At 71.4% G+C, this 21,356-nt stretch carries 19 protein-coding genes; 4 read left to right on the top strand and 15 right to left on the bottom strand.

The genetic code is table 11. The features are described 5' to 3' along the window. Positions 1-65 precede the first annotated feature (65 nt). The gene (locus Q5762_RS27065) at positions 66-2,321 is read right to left on the bottom strand and encodes an alpha-N-acetylglucosaminidase (protein ID WP_315894851.1); all 2,256 of its coding nucleotides are present in this window, start codon (positions 2,319-2,321) and stop codon (positions 66-68) included. Positions 2,322-2,668: 347 nt separating this feature from the next. Here Q5762_RS27065 and Q5762_RS27060 point away from each other — a divergent pair, with 347 nt between their 5' ends. Further along, entirely contained in the window at positions 2,669-3,319 is a 651-nt protein-coding gene (locus tag Q5762_RS27060) for a GPP34 family phosphoprotein (RefSeq protein WP_315894850.1), read from the top strand. 27 nt (positions 3,320-3,346) lie between these two features. Here Q5762_RS27060 and Q5762_RS27055 read toward each other — a convergent pair whose 3' ends face one another. The 5 genes from Q5762_RS27055 to Q5762_RS27035 form a co-directional block, all read right to left on the bottom strand. Then, positions 3,347-3,799, bottom strand: a complete 453-nt coding sequence (locus Q5762_RS27055; protein ID WP_315894849.1) for a DUF1801 domain-containing protein — start codon at positions 3,797-3,799, stop codon at positions 3,347-3,349. Between the two features lie 195 nt (positions 3,800-3,994). Then, the gene (locus Q5762_RS27050; protein WP_315894848.1) at positions 3,995-4,732 is read right to left on the bottom strand and encodes a hypothetical protein; all 738 of its coding nucleotides are present in this window, start codon (positions 4,730-4,732) and stop codon (positions 3,995-3,997) included. After that, positions 4,722-5,321 (bottom strand): RNA polymerase sigma factor, encoded by a 600-nt coding sequence (locus Q5762_RS27045; protein ID WP_315894847.1) that lies wholly within the window; start codon positions 5,319-5,321, stop codon positions 4,722-4,724. Before Q5762_RS27045 ends, Q5762_RS27050 begins: the two co-directional genes overlap by 11 nt. Before the next feature lie 79 nt (positions 5,322-5,400). Continuing rightward, positions 5,401-5,877, bottom strand: a complete 477-nt coding sequence (locus Q5762_RS27040) for a hypothetical protein (protein WP_315894846.1) — start codon at positions 5,875-5,877, stop codon at positions 5,401-5,403. A 94-nt stretch (positions 5,878-5,971) separates the two neighbouring features. Continuing rightward, a complete protein-coding gene (locus Q5762_RS27035; protein WP_315894884.1) occupies positions 5,972-6,805 on the bottom strand; it encodes a hypothetical protein in 834 nt (277 codons plus the stop codon). A 387-nt stretch (positions 6,806-7,192) separates the two neighbouring features. Here Q5762_RS27035 and Q5762_RS27030 point away from each other — a divergent pair, with 387 nt between their 5' ends. Beyond that, positions 7,193-8,455, top strand: a complete 1,263-nt coding sequence (locus Q5762_RS27030) for an ABC transporter substrate-binding protein (RefSeq protein ID WP_315894845.1) — start codon at positions 7,193-7,195, stop codon at positions 8,453-8,455. A gap of 27 nt (positions 8,456-8,482) precedes the next feature. On the opposite strand, the gene Q5762_RS27025 is transcribed toward Q5762_RS27030, so the two are convergent. From Q5762_RS27025 to Q5762_RS27010, 4 genes are read right to left on the bottom strand one after another with little or no spacing between them, the layout of a single operon-like run. After that, positions 8,483-9,232, bottom strand: coding sequence for an ABC transporter ATP-binding protein (locus tag Q5762_RS27025; RefSeq protein ID WP_315894844.1), 750 nt, complete (start codon positions 9,230-9,232; stop codon positions 8,483-8,485). Next, on the bottom strand, positions 9,229-10,161 hold the full coding sequence (locus Q5762_RS27020; protein ID WP_315894843.1) for an ABC transporter ATP-binding protein: 933 nt from the start codon (positions 10,159-10,161) through the stop codon (positions 9,229-9,231). Before Q5762_RS27020 ends, Q5762_RS27025 begins: the two co-directional genes overlap by 4 nt. Beyond that, the gene (locus tag Q5762_RS27015; protein ID WP_315894842.1) at positions 10,151-11,143 is read right to left on the bottom strand and encodes a branched-chain amino acid ABC transporter permease; all 993 of its coding nucleotides are present in this window, start codon (positions 11,141-11,143) and stop codon (positions 10,151-10,153) included. Before Q5762_RS27015 ends, Q5762_RS27020 begins: the two co-directional genes overlap by 11 nt. 12 nt (positions 11,144-11,155) lie before the next feature. Further along, positions 11,156-12,142, bottom strand: a complete 987-nt coding sequence (locus Q5762_RS27010; protein WP_315894841.1) for a branched-chain amino acid ABC transporter permease — start codon at positions 12,140-12,142, stop codon at positions 11,156-11,158. A 562-nt stretch (positions 12,143-12,704) separates the two neighbouring features. Between Q5762_RS27010 and Q5762_RS27000 the strand changes: the two genes are divergently transcribed. Further along, positions 12,705-15,503 (top strand): heavy metal translocating P-type ATPase, encoded by a 2,799-nt coding sequence (locus Q5762_RS27000; RefSeq protein WP_315894840.1) that lies wholly within the window; start codon positions 12,705-12,707, stop codon positions 15,501-15,503. 49 nt (positions 15,504-15,552) lie between these two features. Here Q5762_RS27000 and Q5762_RS26995 read toward each other — a convergent pair whose 3' ends face one another. From Q5762_RS26995 to Q5762_RS26975, 5 genes are all read right to left on the bottom strand, one after another. After that, positions 15,553-15,690 carry a hypothetical protein gene (locus tag Q5762_RS26995; RefSeq protein WP_315894839.1) on the bottom strand — a complete coding sequence of 46 codons (138 nt, stop codon included), beginning with the start codon at positions 15,688-15,690 and terminating at the stop codon, positions 15,553-15,555. A 93-nt stretch (positions 15,691-15,783) separates the two neighbouring features. Next, positions 15,784-16,362: a PspA-associated protein PspAB gene (locus Q5762_RS26990; RefSeq protein ID WP_315894838.1), complete on the bottom strand. Its 579-nt coding sequence runs from the start codon at positions 16,360-16,362 to the stop codon at positions 15,784-15,786. A gap of 53 nt (positions 16,363-16,415) precedes the next feature. Then, positions 16,416-17,318, bottom strand: a complete 903-nt coding sequence (htpX, locus tag Q5762_RS26985; protein ID WP_315894880.1) for a zinc metalloprotease HtpX — start codon at positions 17,316-17,318, stop codon at positions 16,416-16,418. A gap of 5 nt (positions 17,319-17,323) precedes the next feature. Beyond that, a complete protein-coding gene (locus tag Q5762_RS26980; RefSeq protein ID WP_315894837.1) occupies positions 17,324-17,602 on the bottom strand; it encodes a PspA-associated protein PspAA in 279 nt (92 codons plus the stop codon). Continuing rightward, positions 17,599-18,378 carry a PspA/IM30 family protein gene (locus Q5762_RS26975; RefSeq protein ID WP_315894836.1) on the bottom strand — a complete coding sequence of 260 codons (780 nt, stop codon included), beginning with the start codon at positions 18,376-18,378 and terminating at the stop codon, positions 17,599-17,601. The genes Q5762_RS26980 and Q5762_RS26975 overlap by 4 nt, the downstream gene beginning before the upstream one ends. A 339-nt stretch (positions 18,379-18,717) precedes the next feature. Here Q5762_RS26975 and Q5762_RS26970 point away from each other — a divergent pair, with 339 nt between their 5' ends. Next, on the top strand, positions 18,718-21,267 hold the full coding sequence (locus Q5762_RS26970; RefSeq protein ID WP_315894835.1) for a heavy metal translocating P-type ATPase: 2,550 nt from the start codon (positions 18,718-18,720) through the stop codon (positions 21,265-21,267). The last annotated feature ends 89 nt before the right edge of the window (positions 21,268-21,356 follow it).

The following is a 21,356-nucleotide window of genomic DNA, read 5'->3' as shown; positions in this document are numbered from 1 at the left end:
CCTTGCGTTCCTGATCCGTTGCGTTCCCCTTGTGGCAGGGAGTACGAGTGGGAGGGCCGAAAGGTTCAACGAAGCGACGAGACGGGGCGCAACGCGGCCAGGACCTCGCCCGCCAGCGCGACCGGATCGCCGGCCGGACGCGTCGGGTACGCCGCGTGGCCGCGCGCCCAGGCGTCGTCCACGGCGAACCAGTCGACGGCCACCGGATCCGTACGGTTGGCCAGCGCCTGGTCGAGGCCGGCGAAGTACACCCGCCAGCGCGGCGCGTACAGGTCCTGGATCAGGCCGGACCACTCACGGTTGGCGTAGTCGCGCAGCCCGCCCTCGCTCGGCCCGCGGTCACCCCAGGTCGTCAGGATCGAGCGGGCGTCGTACTCCAGCCGGTCGCGCTCGGCGCCGTCCGCGCCCCACGACCGGGCGGCGGCGAGCCACGGACCCAGCAGGAAGCGCCGGTCCGAACCGACCAGCCGGCCGAGCAGCTCCTCGTCGGCGTTCCACTCGCTCACCAGCGCCCGGAAGGCCGTCAGATCCTTCGCCTCGTACGCCGTGCGGATACGAGGCAGCAGGACGCGGCTGCGGTTGGCGAGGGCCTGGCGGGCCACGTCCACCAGGTCGTAGCGGTACGCGTCGGTGGTGCGCAGCTCGGGAGCCACCCGGAGCAGCTCCGCCAGCGCGTTCTCCACGCGCGCGGCGTCGTACCGCATCACCGTCGGGCTCCAGCGCGCGGCGCGCACGGCCGTCAGGCTCGGCCGCGCGGTGAACAGGCTGTCGTGCGGCTCGCTCCAGGCGCCCGACGGGGTGCTGTACGGGCCGAGGCGCAGCTGCTCCCAGGCGGCGGTCGCGTGCGGGTCCTCACCTCCGTAGCGGCGCGAGGCGTAGTCGGCGAACCAGGCCGGCCGGTCGACCGGGCCGGACCGCCAGGCGAGTTCGGTGAACAGGCCGAAGGCCGCCGGGTTCCCGCCGGTGGCCTCCGGCAGGTACGCGATGCCGCGCAGCGCGCTGTCGGGCTTCGCCAGCCAGGTGTGGAAGCGGCTCACCCAGGCGCCGGTGTTGGCGCCCAGGCCGGTGTGACCGCCGAAGTTCGGGATCGTGCCGAAGGCGTAGGGCGTACCGCCCCATTGGGTCTCCCGGTCCAGGTTGTCGTACCGGTCGGAGAGGCCGTCGACGACGAGCACCCGGCTCCGGTCCACCCCGCCGAGGACGGCCGCGGACGGGTTGCGCTGCCAGCCGAGCATCACCCAGGTGGCGCCGGGACGGGCGCTCTCCAGGGCCCGTTGGACGGCGCCCGCCGCGCTCGGGACGTCCACGGAACCCGGGCTGCCGCCCTCGTGCAGGAGGTCCATCTTGAACATGTCCGTGTCGCCGAACCGGTCCTGCTGTACGCGGTAGTAGGTGGCGGCCAGGCGATCGAAGACCGGGCCCGTCGGATCCAGCCAGTCGGGGCGGTCGAACCCCACCCACCTGCCCTGGGGGACGGTGAGAGCACCCGGGTTGCGCTCGGCGAAACCGGGCGGCACCGTGCCGAAGAAGCCCGGCAGGACGGGCGTCATGCCCAGCGCGCGCAGCCGGTCGGCGATCCGGCGGCCCAGGTCCGCGCGGGCGTGGACGAGCTGCCGCGAGACCGGGCCCGCGAATCCGGACAGGTTCTGCAGCAGCCACCAGCCCTGATGGGCGGGGCCCGGGATCCAGTCGCGCAACTCGGCCTCGCCGTAGCCGAAGTGCTGGAACGTCTCGTAGTACGTGTACTCGGCGCCGGTCGGGACGAACACCTCGTTCACGCCGTGCAGGGCGAGCAGATCGATGTCGCGCTGGTACGAGGCGAAGTCCCGGTACGGGCCCGAGTAGCCCTCGTCGGTGTCGTTGAGGGCGTAGCGGTGCGGGACGCTCGCCGCGCGCGTGACCTCGCCGTCGACCGCCGGGAGCGTGGCGGGCAGCCGGCCGAGGCTGTCGCCGGGCCAGCCGATGTCGACACCGGCGACGTGCTTCAGGTACCAGCCGACGCCGGTGAGCAGGGTGGCCGGCGAGGTGCCCCGTACGCGGATCGCCCCGGCCCGGCCGGACACGGAGAAGGAGTCCCCGGAGCCGGGCGGCCGGGGGACCGGGACGAGCGTGAACTGCGCGGCCCGGGAGGGCAGCAGGCGCTCCAGACTCGCGTGGGCGGGGGAGGGGTCGAAGGCGGCACGTGCGGGGGTGATCGGGGTGACTGATGTGACCGCGCCGGGGACGGCGGTGGCGGGTGCTGCGGGTGCTGCGGGTGCTGCGGGTGTGGCCGGGAGGGCCGTGCCCGGGAGGGCCAGCGCGGTCATCGCGGCCAGTGTCACGGCGGCGAACGTCCTGCGGCATCGAACGACCAGCTGACGGCCCATCTGGCTCCCTGCTCGGAGTGGTTGACGCATGATCAGCCCACTCTCCGACGACCGGCCGGTGCGGCGAGGCAGGCGGAGCCGGGGACCCGACGGCGCTCATCCGTGCGGGTGCAAGCACCGGCTGCCGTACGGCGCCGGCGGTGTGGCGGGGGACGCGCCGCCGGATGGCGGTGACGTGGTCCGTGCCGCGCGTTAGCGTCGGGTGACCACGAGGGACACGCGGCGCGATTCAGGATGAGAACGACCTCTCTCCTTCATCACCGACAGCCGACTACGTCCCAGAGCGAAGGAGCGGGCACCCGGTGAATCTGACACTGCCTCAGCGCGTCTATCTGATGAGCTACAGCCCGGCCAAGAAGGACTTCATCACCGCAGACCTCCAGTTCCGCGGACAGCGGGTGCAGGCCGCGGCCCTGATCGAGCTCGTCGAGGCCGGACTGGTCGGCGCCGAGGGAGGCAAGGCCGTCCGGCTCGGAACCGAGCCGCCGGCCGATGCCTTCCTCGCCGAGGCATGGGGCGAGGTGTCCGCCGACACGCCCCACACCTGGCTCACGCTGATCCACAGCAAGGCCCACACGGCCGAGGCGCCGGTACGGGCGCAACTCCTCGCGGCCGGAGTGGTCAAGGAGCCCGTGCATCGGCGGCTCGGTCCGCTGGGCCACCATCACGTCGTTCTCAGCGCCCCCGAAGAGGTGCGCGCCGTGCGCGAGGCGACCCGTGACACGGTGCTGAACGACGCCGATCCGGCGACCGTTCCGCCGGCGGATCTGGCCACGGCCGTGCTGTGCACCGAGGGCGAGGTGAGCGTCCTGTTCGACGCCCGGGAGCGGCGCGCGCACCGGGAGACGCTCAAGGCCTTCGCCCAGCGGCTCGACGACAGGATCCCCGGCCTGCGCATGGCGCTGCTCTCCTCGATCGTGTCCCACCGGTCGGTGGGCGGGGGCTGGAGCTGACGACCGCCGCGACTCCGGTGCCCTGCCTCAGCGCACGGCCTGCTTCACGAGCTCGGCGACCCGCGTCTCCACCTCGGGCGTCACCTCCGTCAGGGCGAAGCCGGCCGGCCACATGGGGCCCGAGTCGAGCCGCGCCAGGTCGCTGAAGCCGAGCGTCGCGTAGCGCGCCTTGAACTTCTCCGCGCTCTGGAAGAAGCAGACGACCTTGCCGTCCAGCGCGTAGGCGGGCATTCCGTACCAGAGCTTCGGTGCGAGGGCGGGCGCGTTCTCGGTGATGACGGCGTGCAGACGCTCGGCCATCGTCCGGTCCGAGTCCTGCATCTCGGCGATCTTCGCGAGCACGGCGCGCTCGGCCTCCGCCGCCTTGTCGGCGGGCGAGGACCGGCGCCCGGCCGCCTTCAGCTCCTGGGCGTGGTCCTTCATCGCGGCCCGCTCCTCGGCCGTGAAACCCTCGTACGCAGTGCTCGTGGTGCTGGTCATGGTCACTCCCGTGGTCGTGGGCCGGCGGCCCGTTCGCTGCGGTCACAGCCTCGCCCGGCGGGGGTACGGGACGCCTCCGTGCTGACCACGGAATCCACTACGGAGAGAGGCCCACGTGAATCCTCTCGACGTCGTCCGACTGCTCGGCCTCACCACTCCCGTACGTCCGGTAGGGGGTTCGAGCGGGACTCCGTCTCAGGACTTGGCAGGGCGGGGCTCTCCCAAGGGGGGTGCGGGGTGGGGCCGTTGGGAACGGTCGGCCGCCGGCCGGGATCGTTCGGCTCCGTCGGCTCCGTCGGCTCCGTCGGCTCCGTCCGCCCTTTCGGCTCCCTCGGCTCCCTCTGCCGCTGTCGGCGACGGAGCCCCCCGTCCGTCCTTCCTGGGCCCGCCCTTCCCGCCTCCGGGACGATCCTTCGCGTCCTGAGCCTTGCCGTGCTTCTTGCCCTCCCGCATCCCGTGCTGCTTCTGGTCGGTACGGTCCGGGACGACACCGCCTCGCGGGCCGGACGTCGACGGACTCTCCGGTGGCACGGCGGTCGGTACGTCGGGAGCGGTGCTGCTGGGGAGCGGTTCCGTGGGGGGCGGGGCCGGCGCGTCGCGGAAGGAGTCGGGCAGGTTGCCGGCGGCGATCGCCACACCTCCCAGGGTCACGCTGGCGACCAGGGCGGCCAGGGCCGTCCTCAGCGACCGCGGGAAACGGCGCCGACGTGCGGAAGGGCTCCATTCGTCGCGCGGGCGGGTGGCACGGGACGTGTGCTCCCCGGCGTCACGCGCGGTCCGGAACGCGGCGAGCGCGCGCGATTCGGCCTCGCGGCTCGCGGGGTCGTCGCCCGTGGCGCCGCTCGTGGCGCCGCTCGTGGCACCGCGCGCGTTCGCGAGCAGGGCGTCGCGCAGGGACCGCCGCAGGGCGGCATGGCGCTGGTCATCGGTCACTCTTCGGCTTCCCCCTTCCCGTCAGTTCCTTGGCGAGTCGTCGTAACCCTCTGTGCGCCGCGGACCGTACCGCACCGGGGCGTTTGCCCAGGACCCGGGCGGCCGTCGGGCCGTCCAGGCCGACGACCACCCGGAGGAGCACCGCCTCGGCCTGGTCCCGGGGGAGTGCCACGACCCGCGCGAGGACCTCGTCCGTGGAGAGGGCCTCAAGGGCCTCGGCGGCGGTGTCCCCGGTGGCGGGCAGCGCCAGGACGTCCGCTTCCAGAAGGGCCGGGCGGGGCCGGGACCGTACGCGACGGAGGTGATCCAGCGCCCGGTGCCGGGCGATGGTCGCGGTCCAGCCGCGGAAGCCGAGGCCGTCCCCGCGGAACCGGCCGAGGTCGCGGGCTATCTCCAGCCACGCCTCGGACGCCACGTCCTCGGCATCCTCGCCGACGACGCCGCGCAGGTAGCCGAGCAGGCCGGGGCTGACGATCCGGTACGCGTCCGCGAAGGCCGCCTCGTCGCCGGCCTGGGCCCGCTCGACGGCCGAGCCGAGTCGCGAGTCGAGCGCGGTGCTGTGCGGCGTCCGGCTCGTCCCCTCCCCCACACGATCCCCTTGACCTGCGTACGCACACGTGATCGCCGGTTGTAGCCATGAACCGGACTCCGACCATCCTGTCAGATCGTCAGACTGCCCTGGTCGGCACCCCATCGGCGGCGCTGCCCAGCCGTCCTGTCGCTGTGGTGGGTCTGCCGCCGTGCAGAGTGAGGAAGTACGTCTGGAGGGATTCCTGCGCCCCGACCTCGAAACGGTTCACGGTCCGGCCGAGCGGATTCCACACCCGGCCGTCCGGCATCCGCACCCCGACGGGCTGGGCGAAGACGGTCCGGAGGAGGTGCTCGGGCGGCAGGTCCACCCACACCGCGCCGGCCTGGCGCACCAACACCTCGCCCACGTACGCCCCGAGCCCCACCAGCGTGCCACTCACCTGATCCCGGCCGCCCGTTCCCCGGCGCAGGCCGTCGATGAGCCGGTCGACGAGGCGCAGGCTCGCCGCGCTGTAGTCCAGCGGCAGCCGGGCCCTGGCCGCGGCGTGCTCGACGAACTCGGCCGCGAGGCCCCCCATGTCGGCCGCGGACAGCCTCTGACTTTCGCGCTCCATCTGTCATCACCCTTCCTGTCGATGCCGACGACGTGCTCCGGGTGATCAAGCGGATCCTTGACCGGATTCATCACGGCCGGGAATGTGTCACCGGTCACACGGGGCGGTTCTGCTCGTCAGGAAGGGTGGCCCCGGCGCGTTCGTCGTCGGGGGGCCGATGGCGGCCAATGGATAGCCTGGGGCAATGCTTGCAGAAGTGACAGCGACCCTCTATGTCACGCCCCTGCGTGAGGGCGGCTCGCTCCCCGGGATCGTCGAGGCCGACGATCTCGGTACGTACGTCATGAAGTTCACCGGCCAGTAGCGTAGACGTGCGGTGTAACGGCGACACCCGAGGCTGAGCTGGGCAGATGTGTCTTTCAGGGGCGTGCCGCGTGAGGCGATTGATTCTCCCCAGACGCTCCCCAGCAGCGCGGACACTCCCCAGATTCTCCCCCAGGGAGTGCCCCCCCAGGGAGTGCCCCCCCAAGGAGGGCACCCTCGGCTGGAGGGCGTTGACGTACGAGCCCAGGCTCTCGTCGCCGAGCTCGGTCGTCAGCACCCGGCCGTCCCGGGCCGGCTCCCACATCACCGCGGTGAACGGGAACGCGGTCGAGCCGGGGACGGGGCGGATGCCCACGATCCGGCCGCGGGCGTTGGCCTCGAAGGCCACCTGACCGGGAAGTCCGACCGGAGCCGCGTCCGCGCTCGGCCAGTAGACGGCGGTGGGCGCGGTGCCGGGCGCGTTCATCCGCCAGCCGACGACCATCCCGTTCTCGTTGCGGTCGGTGGCGAACGTGCCGCTGCCACGGCCGGAGGCGAGCGTGTGCGGGACCAGGGTGCCGTGTTCCCACACCGTCGCGGTGTGGTGCCACACCTGCTCGCCGGCCGGGGACACCAGGCCCCCGGCCACCCCGCCGTGCTCGTCGGGCGTGCGTGCGATCGGCACGGGGTCGGTGCCCGCGGGACCGGTCGACGGGGGGGTGTACGCCGCGCGGCCGGGTCCCACAGGAACGAGCCCACCGGGAGGCCCACGCCCGTGGAGTCCGTGCCGACGACGAGCATCGTGCCCGCGTCGTTGAGGTCCACGGCCTGCGCGCCGGCGGCGCCGGGCGGCAGCGGAAGGGCCTTTCCTGGCCGCCGATGAGCAGCTCACGGGTGATGACCACGGATCCATCATGACGCGTGCGCCGGGCGTGCGCCGGGCGTGCGCCGGGCGCATGCAGGCGGCGCACAGGCCGTTTAGCCGCGCCATGACCGGTTAGTCGCGGGACGCAGAGCGATGCTTCGCGTCTTCTCCACGGAGAGGCGCAGAAGCCTCTGAGAGGAGGCGGACATGAAATCGCCGGTCCGGCGGTCCGCGGTCTTCCTGGGCGCGGCCGTCCTCCTGGCCGCGGCATACGGTTCGAACGGTGGTGGCGGAGGTGGCGCTTCCGCGGCGCAGGGAGGTGACGGCGACGGCGTACTGAAACTCGGTTACGTCCTGCCCGAGACGGGACAGCTGGCCTTTCTCGGCCCGCCCATGATCCAGTCGACGAACTTCGCGATCAAGGTGATCAACGACAGCGGTGGCGTACTCGGCAAGCCGATTCCGAAGGTGCTCGGCTCCGACGAGGCAGGTCAGGAGGCTGTGGCGGCTCAGTCGGCGGACCGTTTGCTGAACGCGGGGGTCGACGCGATCATCGGTGCGGCGGCGTCCGGGATGTCGCTGGCCATCATCGACCGGGTGACCGGTGAGGGTGTCGTCCAGTTCTCGAGTTCCAATACGGCGCTCACCTTCACCGACTACGACGATGGCGGCTTCTACTTCCGTACCGCGCCGAGCGACGCGCTGCAGGCCCCGGTCCTGGCGAAGACGATCCAGGGCGACGGGCACAAGCGGGTGGCCCTGGTCGCGCGCGCGGACGACTACGGGCGCGGGCTGCTCGACTCCACGAAGAAGGCCCTTGAGGACGGCGGCGTCACGGTGACGCTTGCCGAGACGTACGACCCCAAGGCCACGAACTTCGACCAGGTTGTCCAGAAGATCAAGAACTCGAACCCTGAAGCGGCTGTGGTGATCGCCTTCGAGGAGGGCGCGCAGATCATCCAGGGGATGATCGAGGCAGGCCTCGGGCCGGACAGCATCGGCGTATACGGCACCGACGGACTGCGCAGCGAGGAGCTGGCCAAGGTGGTGTCGCCCGCCGACCCCGGCCGGCTCGCGGGTATGAAGGGAACGGCTCCGGCCTCGGCCTCCAATCCCGAGTTCGTGAAGGCTCTGAAGGCGTTCGCGCCGAGCCTGAAGGTGCTGCAGTTCGCCCCGCAGACCTTCGACGCCGTGACGACCATCGCGCTCGCCGCCGAGCAGGCCAAGTCGGACGACCCGGGGAAGTTCGCCGAGGAGATCGTTCCGGTCACGAAGGACGGCGAGAAGTGCAATACCTTCGCCGCCTGCAAGACGCTGATCGCCGAGGGCAAAGACATCGACTACGACGGTGTGAGTGGTCCCCTCGACTTCGTCGACGCCGGTGAGCCGGGCCAGGCGACGATCGAGGTGTACACGTACGACGACAAGGGCGTGCTGAAGACCGTGCGTACGGAGGTGAGCAAGGGCTGACGCCTCGCGTGCGGGGCTCGGCGGACTTCAGCGGACACGGGCGAGGGTGCCGAGATACAGGTCGATCACCTTCTGGTCGTTCAGCAGCTCGGCACCCGTCCCCGTGTGCGCGTTGCGGCCCTGGTCGAGGACGTAGCCCCGGGCGCAGATCTGGAGGCACCTGCGGGCGTTCTGCTCGACCATCAGGACGGCGACTCCCGCGTGGTTGATCTCCTTGACGCGGTCGAACACCTGGTCCTGGAAGATCGGGGAAAGGCCCGCCGACGGCTCGTCCAGGAGCAGCACCTGCGGTTCCATCATCAGCGCGCGGGCCATCGCGAGCATCTGCCGCTCGCCGCCGGACATCGAGCCCGCCTTCTGTTTCCGGCGGGTGGCCAGGACCGGGAAGATATCCTCGACCACGGCGGCCCGGTCCTCATACTGCTTCGGCCGCAGATACAGGCCCATGCGCAGGTTCTCCTCGACCGTGAGCGAGGGGAAGACGTTCGCCAGCTGCGGGACGTACCCGACGCCGCGTCGTACGAGTTCGTGGGCGGGGCGGTTGGTGACGTCCTCGCCGTGCAGCCGCACTGTGCCCTTGCGGATGCGGAGCAGGCCGAAGACGGCCTTGGCCAGGGTCGACTTGCCGGCGCCGTTGGGGCCGATGACGCCGACGAGTTCGCTGGGCCGTACCTCGATGCTGCAGCCGCGCAGGACGTCGACGCCGGGCAGGTAGCCGGCGACGAGGTCGTCGGCGATCAGGACGGGACCGTTCGGGATGCCGGGATCCTCGCTCATGAGGGCGGTGCCTCCTCTCCGCTCGCTTCGGGTCCGTCGGCCTCGGGTCCGCCCGCTTCGGGTCGGTCCGCCTCGGGTTCGTCGTGTCGCTTGCCGAGGTAGGCGTCCACGACGGCGGTGTTACGGCCGATACTGGACGGCGGGCCCTCGGCCACAAGGCGCCCTCCCGCCATGACGGCCACCCAGTCGCTGATGCCCATGACCACGTCCATGTCGTGCTCGACGAAGCACACCGTCAGGCCCTCGTCGCGCAGGGCCGTGATGTGGCCGAGGAGCGACTGGGTCAGGGCCGGGTTGACCCCGGCCATGGGCTCGTCGAGCAGCAGCATCACGGGCCGTGCCATCAGCGCGCGTGCCAGTTCGAGCAGCTTGCGCTGGCCGCCGGAGAGCGTGCCCGCGTAGTCGTCGCGCAGCCGGCTGAGCCGGAAGCGGTCGAGCAGTTCGTCGGCCCTGGCCACGGCGGCGCGTTCCTGTGCGCGCCAGAGTGGCGGCAGCAGGGCGGGCAGCAGCCGCTCGCCACGCTGTCCGGGGGTGGCGAGGAGCATGTTCTCGAGGACGGTGAGCCGGCCGGGCGTGCGGGTGAGCTGGAACGTACGGACCAGGCCCGCGCCCGCGATCCGGTGCGGCGACCGGCCGGTGAGGGGCTTTCCGGCGAAGGACCACCGTCCGCTGTCGGCGCGGTCGAAGCCGCTCACGACGTTGAACAGCGTGCTCTTTCCCGCGCCGTTGGGGCCGATCAGGGCCGTGATGGTCCCCCGCTGGACCTCCAGGTGATCGACCTGTACGGCGACGAGACCGCCGAAGGCGCGGGTGACGTCGTCGAGGACGAGCAGCGGGTCCGGCTTGGTCGCACCCGGCACGGGCTCGGGCGTACCCGGCACGGGCTCGGGCGCATCCGGCACGGGAGGCGGGCGCGTGTCATCGGCCACTGAGCAGCATCTCCTTCCGGCTGCCGAGGATCCCCTGCGGTCTGAACGCGACCAGAAGGATCAGCGCGAGTCCGACCAGGGCGAAGCGGACGGCGCCGATCTCCGACGTGCTGATGACGTCGGACGAGATGACGCCGGAGTCGATGGCTTGGCGCAGTGCGCTGTCGACGAAGGTGAGCATGAACCAGAAGAGGACCGAGCCGACGACTGGGCCGAGGATGCGCCCGGCACCGCCGAGGACGAGCAGCGTGTAGAGGAAGAAGGTGACGCCCGGATCGAAGCTGTCCGCGCTCACCGACTGCACGTGGATGGCCTGCAACATGCCGGCCACCGCGCCGATCACACCGCCGAGCACGAGGCTCGTCATCTTGTACGCGTAGACGTTCTTGCCGAGGCTGCGTACGGCGGTCTCGTCGTCGCGGATCGAGCGGATGACGCGCCCCCAGGGGCTGCGGATCAGCAGGGCGAGCAGCAGCCCGACGATGATCACCAATGCCCAGGCGACGATCATCACCCACAGGTCGCGGGCGCTGAACTTCACCATCCAGAAGCCGTACGTGCCACGCGGGATGGGGTTGAGGTCGTAGAAGTCGTTCGCGAACCGCTGGAGGCCGAACACACCACCGGTGGTGGGCTCGGCCCAGCTGGAGCGATAGAACAGCCGGAGTGTCTCCCCGGCGGCGATCGTGGTGATGGCGAGGTAGTCGGCGCGCAGCCGCAGCGTCGGCAGACCGAGGAGCAGGGCGAGGACGACGGCGGAGGCGAGTCCGACGAGGACGCCGAGCCACATCGAGCCGCCCCAGGTCGCCACGGTGATCGCCAGCCCGTAGCCGCCGACGAGCATGAATCCGACCTGCCCGAAGTTCAGCAGCCCGGTGTAGCCGAAGTGCAGGTTCAGGCCCATGGCGGAGAGCGCGAAGATCGCGGCGATGGGGCCGATGCCGGAGCGGATGGCGTCGGAGAGGATGACTTCGAAGTCCATGGCTCACCGCCCTCATCCGACGCGTTCGCGCCGGCCGAGGATGCCCTGCGGCCGGACGAGCAGAACGATGATCAGCACGAGCAGCGCCCACGCGTACTGCAGGTCGACCGGGAACCACAGCGTGGACATCTGGGCGACGATGCCGATGACGAGACTGCCCACCATCGCGCCGTACGCGGAGCCGAGGCCGCCGAGGATGACGCCGGCGAACATGAGCAGCAGCAGCTTGAAGCCCATGTCCCAGGTGATGACCTCGACGAGTCCGAAGAAGACGCCGCCGAGGGCCGCGAGCGCGCCGCCGAGCATCCAGACGACGAGCACGACACGCTTGACGGCGATGCCCGAGGCCTCGGCCAGGTCGCGGTCGGCGGAGACGGCCCTGATGGCGGTGCCGATCCGGGTCTTCTGGAGCAGCGCGGCGACACCGAGCAATGTGGCCACCGCCAGCAGGGTGACCGTGAGGTCACGTGGGGTGATGCCGGCCGGGCCGAGGTCGATCGCCTCCTGGATGTCGTACTCGGCGTAGGAGCCGGGGCGGGTCCCGTAGAGGACGAGGACGAGGTGGCGCAGGAGCAGCGACAGTCCGATCGTGACGATGAACATGTTGATCAGGCCGGTGCCACGGGCCCGCAGGGGGCGCCACAGGCCTCGGTCGATGGCCGCGCCGAGCAGGGCGCCGAAGGCCACGGCGGCGAGCGTGGCGGGGACGAGGTGCCAGCCCGGGCCGGACGGCGAGACGTTCAGGAAGAAGGCGAAGGTGGCGCCGATCGTCACCAGCTCGCCGTGCGCGAAGTTGATCAGATGGATGGTCCCGAAGATCAGGGACAGGCCGACGGCGCAGATGGCGATGATGACGCCGAACTGGATGCCGTCCAGGAGTGCCTGCAGAGCTCGCGCGCCGAACGTCGGGCCGCGCGCGACCTCCTCGCCCTGTGCCGTTCCCTGTGCCGCCGCGGTGACCGCCGGCGCTGTGACGAGGAACAGGGCGAGTGCCGCCACGAACAACCGCTGATGACGCACGGCAGGTCCGGTGTGTCACGTGCCTCGAACACTCTGTGGCGTCCAGTTTCTCACTGTCCCGGCGTCGCGACCATCCGGTCCGTGTCGGCGGGCAGGGCGCGGGTAGCCGTGCGATGGGACGGCGTCGGCTGTACGGGGCCGAGGCACGGCCCGTGGGGTGGCGGTGCGGGTTCCGCCGGCGCCGTGGACCGCGCTGGGGCGATCGGCGTGAAGGCGTCAGCGGTCTCAGTAAGCACGTACGCCTGGGCTGCGCCCGCAGCCACCGACTGCGTTGCTGGTGTGGGGCCGCGGGATGGTGCGGCCCGGGGGCCTGGGGGGGGCGAGGTGTCAGTTCATGAGGAGGAGTCGCTTCGACAAGGCGAGGTGTTCGGGTTGAGCCCGGAGGACATCGACCATGGGAAAGGCGTGCTCCATGTCCGCCGCCAAGTGCAGGCGGTCAATGGGAAATTGTACTTCGCCCTACCGAAGGGGGCTGGCCCTACCTCCTACGGGAAGTCGCGAGCGAGGATGGAGAAGCGACCGCGCAGGGAGGACGATCTGCATGGGTGTCGCCGATGTCGTCGTGGTGGCCTCCGCCGCCGTCCTGATCGCCGGTCTCGGCTGGTTCTTCTTCGGGCCGCGCCGGGCCCGGGCAGCACGGCTGGAGGCCGGGGTGCAGCGGGTCGAGGTGAGGGTGCGGGGTGGCTACAGCCCCGATGTCATCCGCGTCCGGCAGGGCGTACCGGTGGAGCTGGTCTTCGATCGGCAGGAGAGCGGTGAGTGCACCTCCCGGGTCGTCTTTCCGGACCTGAGGGTCAGTGCCGGGCTTCCGGCGTACGCGCGGACCACCGTGCGTATCAGTCCCGACCAGGCCGGGTCCTTCGGCTTCGCCTGCGGGATGAACATGATCCACGGCACGCTGATGGTCGAACCGGTCGAGGGCGCCGGCGCAGCGGAGGTCCCCCCGAGCGATACCCGGGACGCGGCTGCCGTCGCCACTGCGGAAGGCACAGGGGCGGAGGCGGAGGCGGCCGATGCCGCCGAGCGGCGTGCGGAGATCGCCGACCTGACCCGCCGGGTCGCCGTCGGCGCCGTGCTCACCCTCCCGGTGCTCTTCGCCGTGATGGCCCACGAGCTGTTCCACGCCGACTGGGTGCCCGGCTGGCTGCTGAACAACTGGCTCCAACTGGCACTGATCACGCCGGTGATGCTCTACACCGGGTGGCCGATCCACTACACCGGCTGGCTGACGCTCAAGCACCGCGGCGCCGACATGAACTCCCTCATCACGCTGGGTACGACGGCCGCGTACGGCTACAGCCTGCTGGTCACCCTCGCCCCCGGCCTGCTGCCCGAGGACGTACGGAAGGTGTACTTCGAGGCGGTCGGGGCGATCCTCACCCTGATCCTGCTCGGCCGTCTGCTGGAGGCCCGGGCCAAGGCCGGCACCGGGGAGGCCATCCGCGCCCTGCTGGGCCTCCAGGCCCGCACCGCGCGCGTCGTCCGGAACGGCACCGAGGCCGAGATCCCGGTCGAGGAGGTCGCGGTCGGCGACGAGGTGCTGGTCCGGCCTGGGGAGAAGGTGCCGGTCGACGCTGTAGTGCTGTCGGGGGCTTCGTCGGTGGATGAGTCGATGGTCACCGGCGAGCCGATGCCGGTCACCAAGCGGGCCGGGGACACGGTCATCGGTGCCACCGTGAACGGCACCGGGTCGCTCCGGGTCCGGGCGAACAAGGTCGGTGCCGACACGATGCTCGCGCAGATCATCCGCCTGGTGCGGGAGGCGCAGGCGTCCAAAGCCCCGATCCAACGCCTTGCCGACGCCGTCTCCGCCTACTTCGTACCCGCCGTCATCGCCATCGCGATCGTCGCCTTCGCGTTGTGGTTCACGATCGGGCCCGCCCCGGCGCTGACCCTGGCGCTGGTCTCGGCTGTCGCGGTACTGATCATCGCCTGCCCGTGCGCGCTCGGCCTGGCCACACCGCTCTCGGTCATGGTCGGTACGGGCAAAGGCGCCCAGGCGGGCATCCTCATCCGCTCCGCCGAGGCGCTGGAGACCGCCCACAAGCTGGACACCGTGGTGCTGGACAAGACCGGCACCGTGACGGCGGGCAAGCCCCGGCTCACCGACGTCCACTGCGCCGACGGCTTCCAGGACGACGAGCTCTTGGCCCTGGTCGCGGCCGCCGAGGCCGACAGCGAGCACCCGCTCGCGGCAGCCGTCGTCACCGGGGCGAGCGACCGGGGCCTCACCTGGCCCGCGGCCAGCGGCTTCGACTCGGTCACGGGCAGGGGCGTGCGGGCCACCATCGACGGCCGTACGGTCCTGGTCGGCACGGCCCGGCTGCTCGGCGAAGCCGACGTAGGAACCGGCGCCCTCGATCCGGTCGCGACCCGCTACTCGGCTGAGGGCAAGACCCCGGTCCTCGCTGCCGTCGACGGCCGGCCCGCCGGCGTGCTCGCCGTCGCCGACACCGTCAAGGACGACTCTGCCCAGGCCATCGCCGCCCTGAACCAGCTCGGGATCGAGACCGCCATCCTGACCGGCGACAACGCCCGCACCGCCGCTGCCATCGCCGCCCAGGTGGGAGTACGGCGCGTACTGGCCGACGTGCTCCCTGAGCACAAGGCGGACGAGATCCGCCGCCTCCAGGGCGAAGGCCGTCGGGTAGGCATGGTCGGCGACGGCATCAACGACGCTCCCGCCCTGGCCGCCGCCGATGTCGGCCTGGCCATCGGAACGGGCACCGACGTGGCCATCGAAGCCGCCGACATCACCCTCATCTCCGGCTCACTGACCGGAGTCGTCACCGAGATCAGGCTCTCCCGCTCCACCATGCGCAACATCCGGCAGAACCTGTTCTTCGCCCTGATCTACAACACTGTCGGCGTCCCCATTGCCGCCGGGGCCCTGTACCCCCTGTGGGGCATCCGACTGAGCCCGATCATCGCCGCTGCCGCCATGGCCCTGTCCTCTCTCTCCGTTGTCACCAACGCATCCCGCCTGCGCCGATGGCGTACGTCGCCGCTGCCGCCCACCGCTGCTCCTGCGACCCGGCGGGCGGTCGAGCCGCAGATCGAGACACCGGCCGACCACGCACCACGGCCGACCACGACCCGGGAGACCGAAATGAGTAGCGAACACACCGGCGACGACCGGCAGCACGAGCCGCCTTCGACCGTCACGGACCCGGTGTGCGGCATGCGGATCGACCCACAAACCGCCGCGGAGCATCAGGACTTGGACGGAGAGAGGTACTACTTCTGCTCCGCCGGATGCGCCGCAGCCTTCCGCGCCGAACCCGACCGCTACCGTGCGCCCGCGGCGCGCGGCACGCCACGAGGAGATGAGAACAGGTAACCGTGATCTCGGGAGGGCGACCGCTTCTGCGTCGACGTTCTCACCCAGATCACCGCCGCCACCTGGGCCCGGGATGCGGCGCGCTCTTGCGGGCGCGCAGCTCGGCGAGGCGTTCCTCCAGCCGGTTCTCCTCTCTGGTGATCTTCCCCAGCTCGCCGAGGTGGGTGCGGCCCCTGACCAGGGACATGGCCTGGTCGGCTGCCTGGCGCCCGCCGGGGCGGCGGCTCGCCGGGTCGACAGGCCACGCCGTCCAGGCGCCGTGGAGAACCCGCGCGGCTGGTCACAGGCCGGGCGCGCCCCAGAGGGGGAACCAGCGGGTCAGGTCTCGCTCGATGCGCAGGTCGTCCGCGAGAACGGCCTTGACCTGGAGTTCGAGTGGGTTGTCGCGTTTCTCGCCGGGCAGGGGAGCGAAGGGGCAGAACGTACCGCGCTTGTAGAGGTAGATCAGGGCGAGCGGCCGGAGCTCGGCGTCGTGGAAGGCGACGAGGGAGCAGAGTAGTTGGGGTCCGAAGCCGCTGTCCTGGAGGGCGGTGTTCACGGCGTGCAGGTCGCCCACGAGGCCGGGCAGGTCGTCGGGGCTCCGGCGGGTGAGCAGCCAGGAGTAGCCGTAGTCGTCACGACTGAACTCCACTGGTGTGCCGCCCCGTTGGGTGTCCGCGTCGAGCAGTGCGCGTGCGTCGTTCTGGACCTGGGCGAAGGCTCCGCCCTCGATGCTGGCGAAGCACACGGAACCGGCCCCGGTCGGGACGAAGCCGATCGCCGCCTGGAGGGTGATTGCCGCCGACGGCAGGCCGAAGAGCTGGTCGAGGTCGGGCTTGGCCGGTTTGCTGCGGCCGAACAGGGCATCGAGGAAACCCACGATCGTTCACCTCCCTTCCGTCCGGCTCGGCGCCCTGGGCGCGCGGTCGGCGGTCATCCGGGCTCGCCCAGTTGTTCGGAGATCTCCGCGAGTGCGTCCAGTCGGCGTTCCAGGGTGGGGTGGGTGGAGAACAGGTTGGCCATCGTGGTGCCGGGCCCGAGGGCGGGCGTGAAGAAGAAGGCGTTGAACGCCTGGGCGGTGCGCAGGTCCTGGGTGGGGATGCGGGCGATGTCGCCGGTGACCTTGGTCAGGGCCGACGCGAGGGCGGAGGGCCGGGCGGTGAGCATGGCGCCGGCCCGGTCGGCGGCCAGCTCGCGGTAGCGGGACAGCGCACGGATCAGCAGGAAGCTGATCGCGTAGACGACGGCCGAGACCGCCATCACCGCCATGATCACGACCGCCGTGTTCTGGTCGCGGCTCCGGCCGCCGAACAGCTGGGAGTAGAAGGCGAAGCGGACGATGAGGCCCGCGATCACGCCCAGGAAGGAGGCGATGGTGATCACTGCGACGTCGCGGTGCGCGACATGGGACAGCTCGTGGGCGAGGACGCCTTCGAGCTCCGCGGGTTCCAGGCGGCGCTGGAGCCCGGTGGTGACGCAGACGACCGCGTGGTTGGCGTTGCGGCCGGTGGCGAAGGCGTTGGGCAGGTCCGTCTGGGAGACGGCCACGCGTGGCTTGGGCATGTCGGCGGTGGCGCACAGGCGGTCGATGACGCCGTGCAGCTGGGGCGCCTCCTCACGGGTGACCAGGCGACCGCGCATCGCGTACAGGGCGATCCGGTCGGAGTACCAGTACTGGGCGCCAAGCAGCCCGGCGGCGATGACGACGACCAGGACGACGGACTTGAGCAGCGCGATCAGCGCGGCGATGAACGCCACGTACAGCAGTCCGAGCAGGAACATGGTGACCAGCATCCGGGCCGTGAGCTGCCGGTCCGGTTCGAAGCGGCTGTGCATCGTCGTCACCCCGGGATGAGGCCCTCGTCGGAGAGCAGTTCGCGGACCTGTGTGAGGCTGGTGTCCGCGTCGGGCAGAACCAGGTCGGACGGCGTGATCGTCCCGTCCGGAAGCGGGGTGCCGAGAGCGCGTACGGCGTCCAGCAGGGCTGACAGGGAGGCGGCGAAGGCCGTCTCGTCGCCCGCGTCGGCGGCCGACTGCAGGTCGGAGTCCAGCTCGTCGAGATGGTCGAGGTGTGCCTCGGCGATCTCGTACTGGCCCTCGCCGAGAATCCGCATGATCATGATGTCGCCTCCTGGTCCGGCGGGCCCGGCTCGGTGCCCCCCTTGCCCTCCACGGCCGGCGGGGTGGCGGAGCCCGGGAGCTGGGCCTTCATCCGGGCCAGTTCCCTGTCCACGTCCTGGCCGGCGGTGACGCGTTCGAGTTCGGCCTGGATGTCGTCACGTCCGGCCGGGAGGGTGGCGTCCTCCAGCGCGCCGGAGGCGAGCAGCTCGTCCAGCGCGCCGGCTCGGGCCTGCAGTGCCTCGGTCTTGTCCTGGGCACGCTGCATGGCCAGGCCGACATCGCCCATCTCCTCGCCGATACCCGTGACGGCCTCGGTGATACGGGTCTGGGCCTCGGCCGCGGTGTAGCGGGCCTTGATGGTCTCCTTGCTCGTGCGGAAGGCGTCCACCTTCGCCTCCAGGCGCTGCGAGGCGAGGGTCAGCTTCTCCTCCTCCACCTGCAACGTTTCGTGCTGGGTCTGGAGGTCGGTGATCTGGGAGGCGCCGGCGGTGCGCCGGGCCAGGGCCTCGCGGGCGAGGTCCTCGCGTCCGGCGGCCAGCGCCTGCTGCGCCTGGCCCTCGAGCTTGCCGCCTGACTGCTCCAGTCGGCTTATCTGCATTTCGATGCGCTTGCGGCTGGTGGCCACGTCGGCCAAGCCCCGTCGCACCTTCTGCAGCATCTCCTGCTGCTGGGTGTAGGAGTAGTCCAGTACCTCGCGCGGATCCTCGGCCTTGTCCAGGACCTTGTTCGCCTTGGTCCGGAACAGGGTGGTGATGCGGCGAGTGATGCTGGTCATGGCGGCCCGCCTCCTCTCGGCTGGGTGAAGCATCAGCCAGGCCGTTTGTCGTGGGCGGACACCTACAGGCTCCGGCTCGGCGGCCCGGGGCGCAACCTCCGCCCAGGCGCCCGGCGCCTTCCAGGCGAGGAAGGGGACCGGTGCCTGTCCGCCGGAACACGCGAAAACCTGGGGTGGGCCCGACTCTGGTTCTGGGCGCTCACCACGACACCGGTGTTCTCCGCGGGCAGGCTGTATTACGGACTGCGGTCCGAGCCGGGACCCGACGCCGCGCGGTCGCCGGCACCCGCCGCCGGCTCCCCGCCCGTCGGCCTCCGGGACACCGAAGGAGGAGTGAGCGTGCACCACCCAGCAGAGCGCCACGATCACGGCACACCCGACGAAGCGGAGCCCGGCAAGGAGCGCAGCACGGCTGTTCTGGACGTACGCGGCCTGGCCTGGGCGTCGCAGCAGAGTACGGTCGCCGCCGTCCTCGGGCGGCGGCCCGGCGTGCTGGAGGTGGAGGTCAACCCGGTCGCGCAGGCGGCGACGGTGGTCTTCGATCCGCGCCGCACCTCGCTGGCCGAGCTGCGCCGCTGGGTGACCGAGTGCGGCTACCACTGCGCGGGCCAGTCCGTGCCGTCCCACATCTGCGACCCGATGGCCGAACCGGACCCGCCCGTCGAAGCCGCCGAGGGCCGGTACGTGGCTCACGAGGGCCACGACGTGGGGGGACCAGCGGCGGCCCCGCCTGCCGGCCACGTCGGGCACGCGGCACACGAGGCCGCCACCGGGGCCGAGGAGATGCCGTCGCCGCATGAGCTGATGGGGCACGGCGGACACAAGGCCATGTCGATGGCGGACATGGGCGCGGACATGCGCAACCGCTTCCTGGTGGCGCTCGTGTTCTCGATCCCCATCGTCATCTGGTCGCCGATCGGCGAGGACGTGTTCGGCTGGCACGCACCTGTACCGTTCGGGCTGCGCCAGGACGTGTGGGCCCTGCTGTTGAGCCTGCCGGTGATCTTCTACTCGTGCTCGATCTTCTTCGACGGGGCCGTACGAGCCCTGCGGGCCCGCACGCTCGACATGATGGTGCTGGTCGCGGTCGCCGTGGGCTCCGGCTGGCTGTACTCCCTGATCATCACCCTCACCGGGGGCGGCGACGTCTTCTACGAGGCGGCCACCGTGTTGGCCTCCTTCGTCCTGCTCGGCCACTGGTTCGAGATGCGCGCCCGCGGCGGCGCCAACGACGCCATCCGTACCCTGCTCGACCTGGCACCGCCGAAGGCCCTCGTGGTGCGCGACGGCGCGCCGGTCGAGATCCCCACCGCCGAGGTCGTGGGCGGCGACCTGCTGCTGGTCCGGCCCGGCGCCAAGATCGCCGTCGACGGAGTCGTGGAGGAGGGCGAGAGCGAGGTCGACGAGTCGATGGTCACCGGGGAGAGCCTGCCGGTACACAAGGCCCCGGGCTCCCAGGTCGTCGGCGCGACCCTCAACGCCAACGGCACACTGCGCGTGCGCGCCACCAAGGTCGGCGCCGACACGGCACTGGCCCAGATCGTGAAACTGGTCCAGGAGGCCCAGAACTCCAAGGCCCCCGGCCAGCGGCTCGCCGACCGCGCCGCGTTCTGGCTGGTCTTCGTCGCGCTCATCGGCGGCACCGCGACCCTGGCCGTCTGGCTGCTGGCCACCGACCGGCCGTTCAGCACGGCCATGCTCTTCGCCATCACCGTCGTCGTCATCACCTGCCCGGACGCCCTCGGCCTGGCGACCCCCACCGCGATCATGGTGGGCACCGGCCTGGGAGCCAGACGAGGCGTCCTGTTCAAGAACGCGATCGCCCTGGAGACCTCTGCCCGCGTCCAGACCGTCGTCATGGACAAGACCGGCACCCTGACCAAGGGCGAACCAGAAGTGACCGACGTGGTCACCGCCCCGGGCACGGATGAAGACGACCTGCTGCGGCTGGTCGCGGCGGTCGAGCGCGAGTCCGAGCACCCCCTCGCCGGGGCCGTCGTACGGTACGCCGAGGCGCGGTCCGTGGACGCGGCGAGCGCCCGGCACTTCGAGAACGTACCCGGCCATGGTGCGACCGCCGTCGTCGACGGTCACCGGATCGCGGTCGGCAACCGCCGCCTGGCCGAGCGTGAGGGCGTCGACCTCGGCGAGCTGTCCGCCCGGCGCGAGGAGCTGGCCGCCACCGGTCGTACGGTCGTCATCGCCACCGTGGACGGACGTGCCGCCGGCCTGATCGGCATCGCCGACGCGCCCAGGGAGACCTCGGCCGGCGCCGTGGCCGAACTCCACGCCCTCGGTGTCGAAGTCGTCATGCTCACCGGGGACAACCAGGCCACCGCCGAGCGCATCGCGAACCGCCTCGGCATCGACACCGTGATCGCCGAGGTCCTGCCCGGCGACAAGGCGGCCAAAGTCGCCGAACTGCAACGGGACGGCCGCAAGGTCGCCATGGTCGGCGACGGAGTCAACGACGCCCCGGCCCTCGCGCAGGCCGACCTCGGCATCGCCATCGGTGCCGGCACGGACGTGGCCATCGAGACCGCCGACCTCGTCCTGATGCGTTCCGACCCCCTCGACGTGGCCACTGCGCTGCGCATCGGCCGAGGCACCCTGCGCAAGATGCGCCAGAACCTCGGCTGGGCCATCGGCTACAACGCGATCGCCCTGCCGATCGCCGCCGGAGTCTTCGAACCCGCCACCGGACTGGTCCTGCGGCCCGAGATCGCCGCCCTGTCGATGTCCGGGTCCAGCGTCATCGTCGCCGTCAACGCCCTCGCGTTGAAAGGGCTGCGACTTCCGGGCGCGCCGTCGTCGTCCGCCGGTCGGTCCCCGAGCGACGGCGCCGGGAGCAACACGCGGAAATCGACGGAGTCCGGGAAGGCGCCGTGAGCCTCGACGAGCCGGGGCCGGAGGGGTGCCGACGTCCTCGATCCCACCCGGATTCGGCCCGGCCCCGGAGACGCTGTGGCACTGGCGCC

Origin of the sequence: Streptomyces sp. P9(2023), from assembly GCF_032436795.1 — a bacterium.
GTDB lineage: Bacteria > Actinomycetota > Actinomycetes > Streptomycetales > Streptomycetaceae > Streptomyces.
The sequence above is the reverse complement of the archived record's forward strand: the minus strand, read 5'-3'. Positions and strand labels throughout refer to the sequence as shown.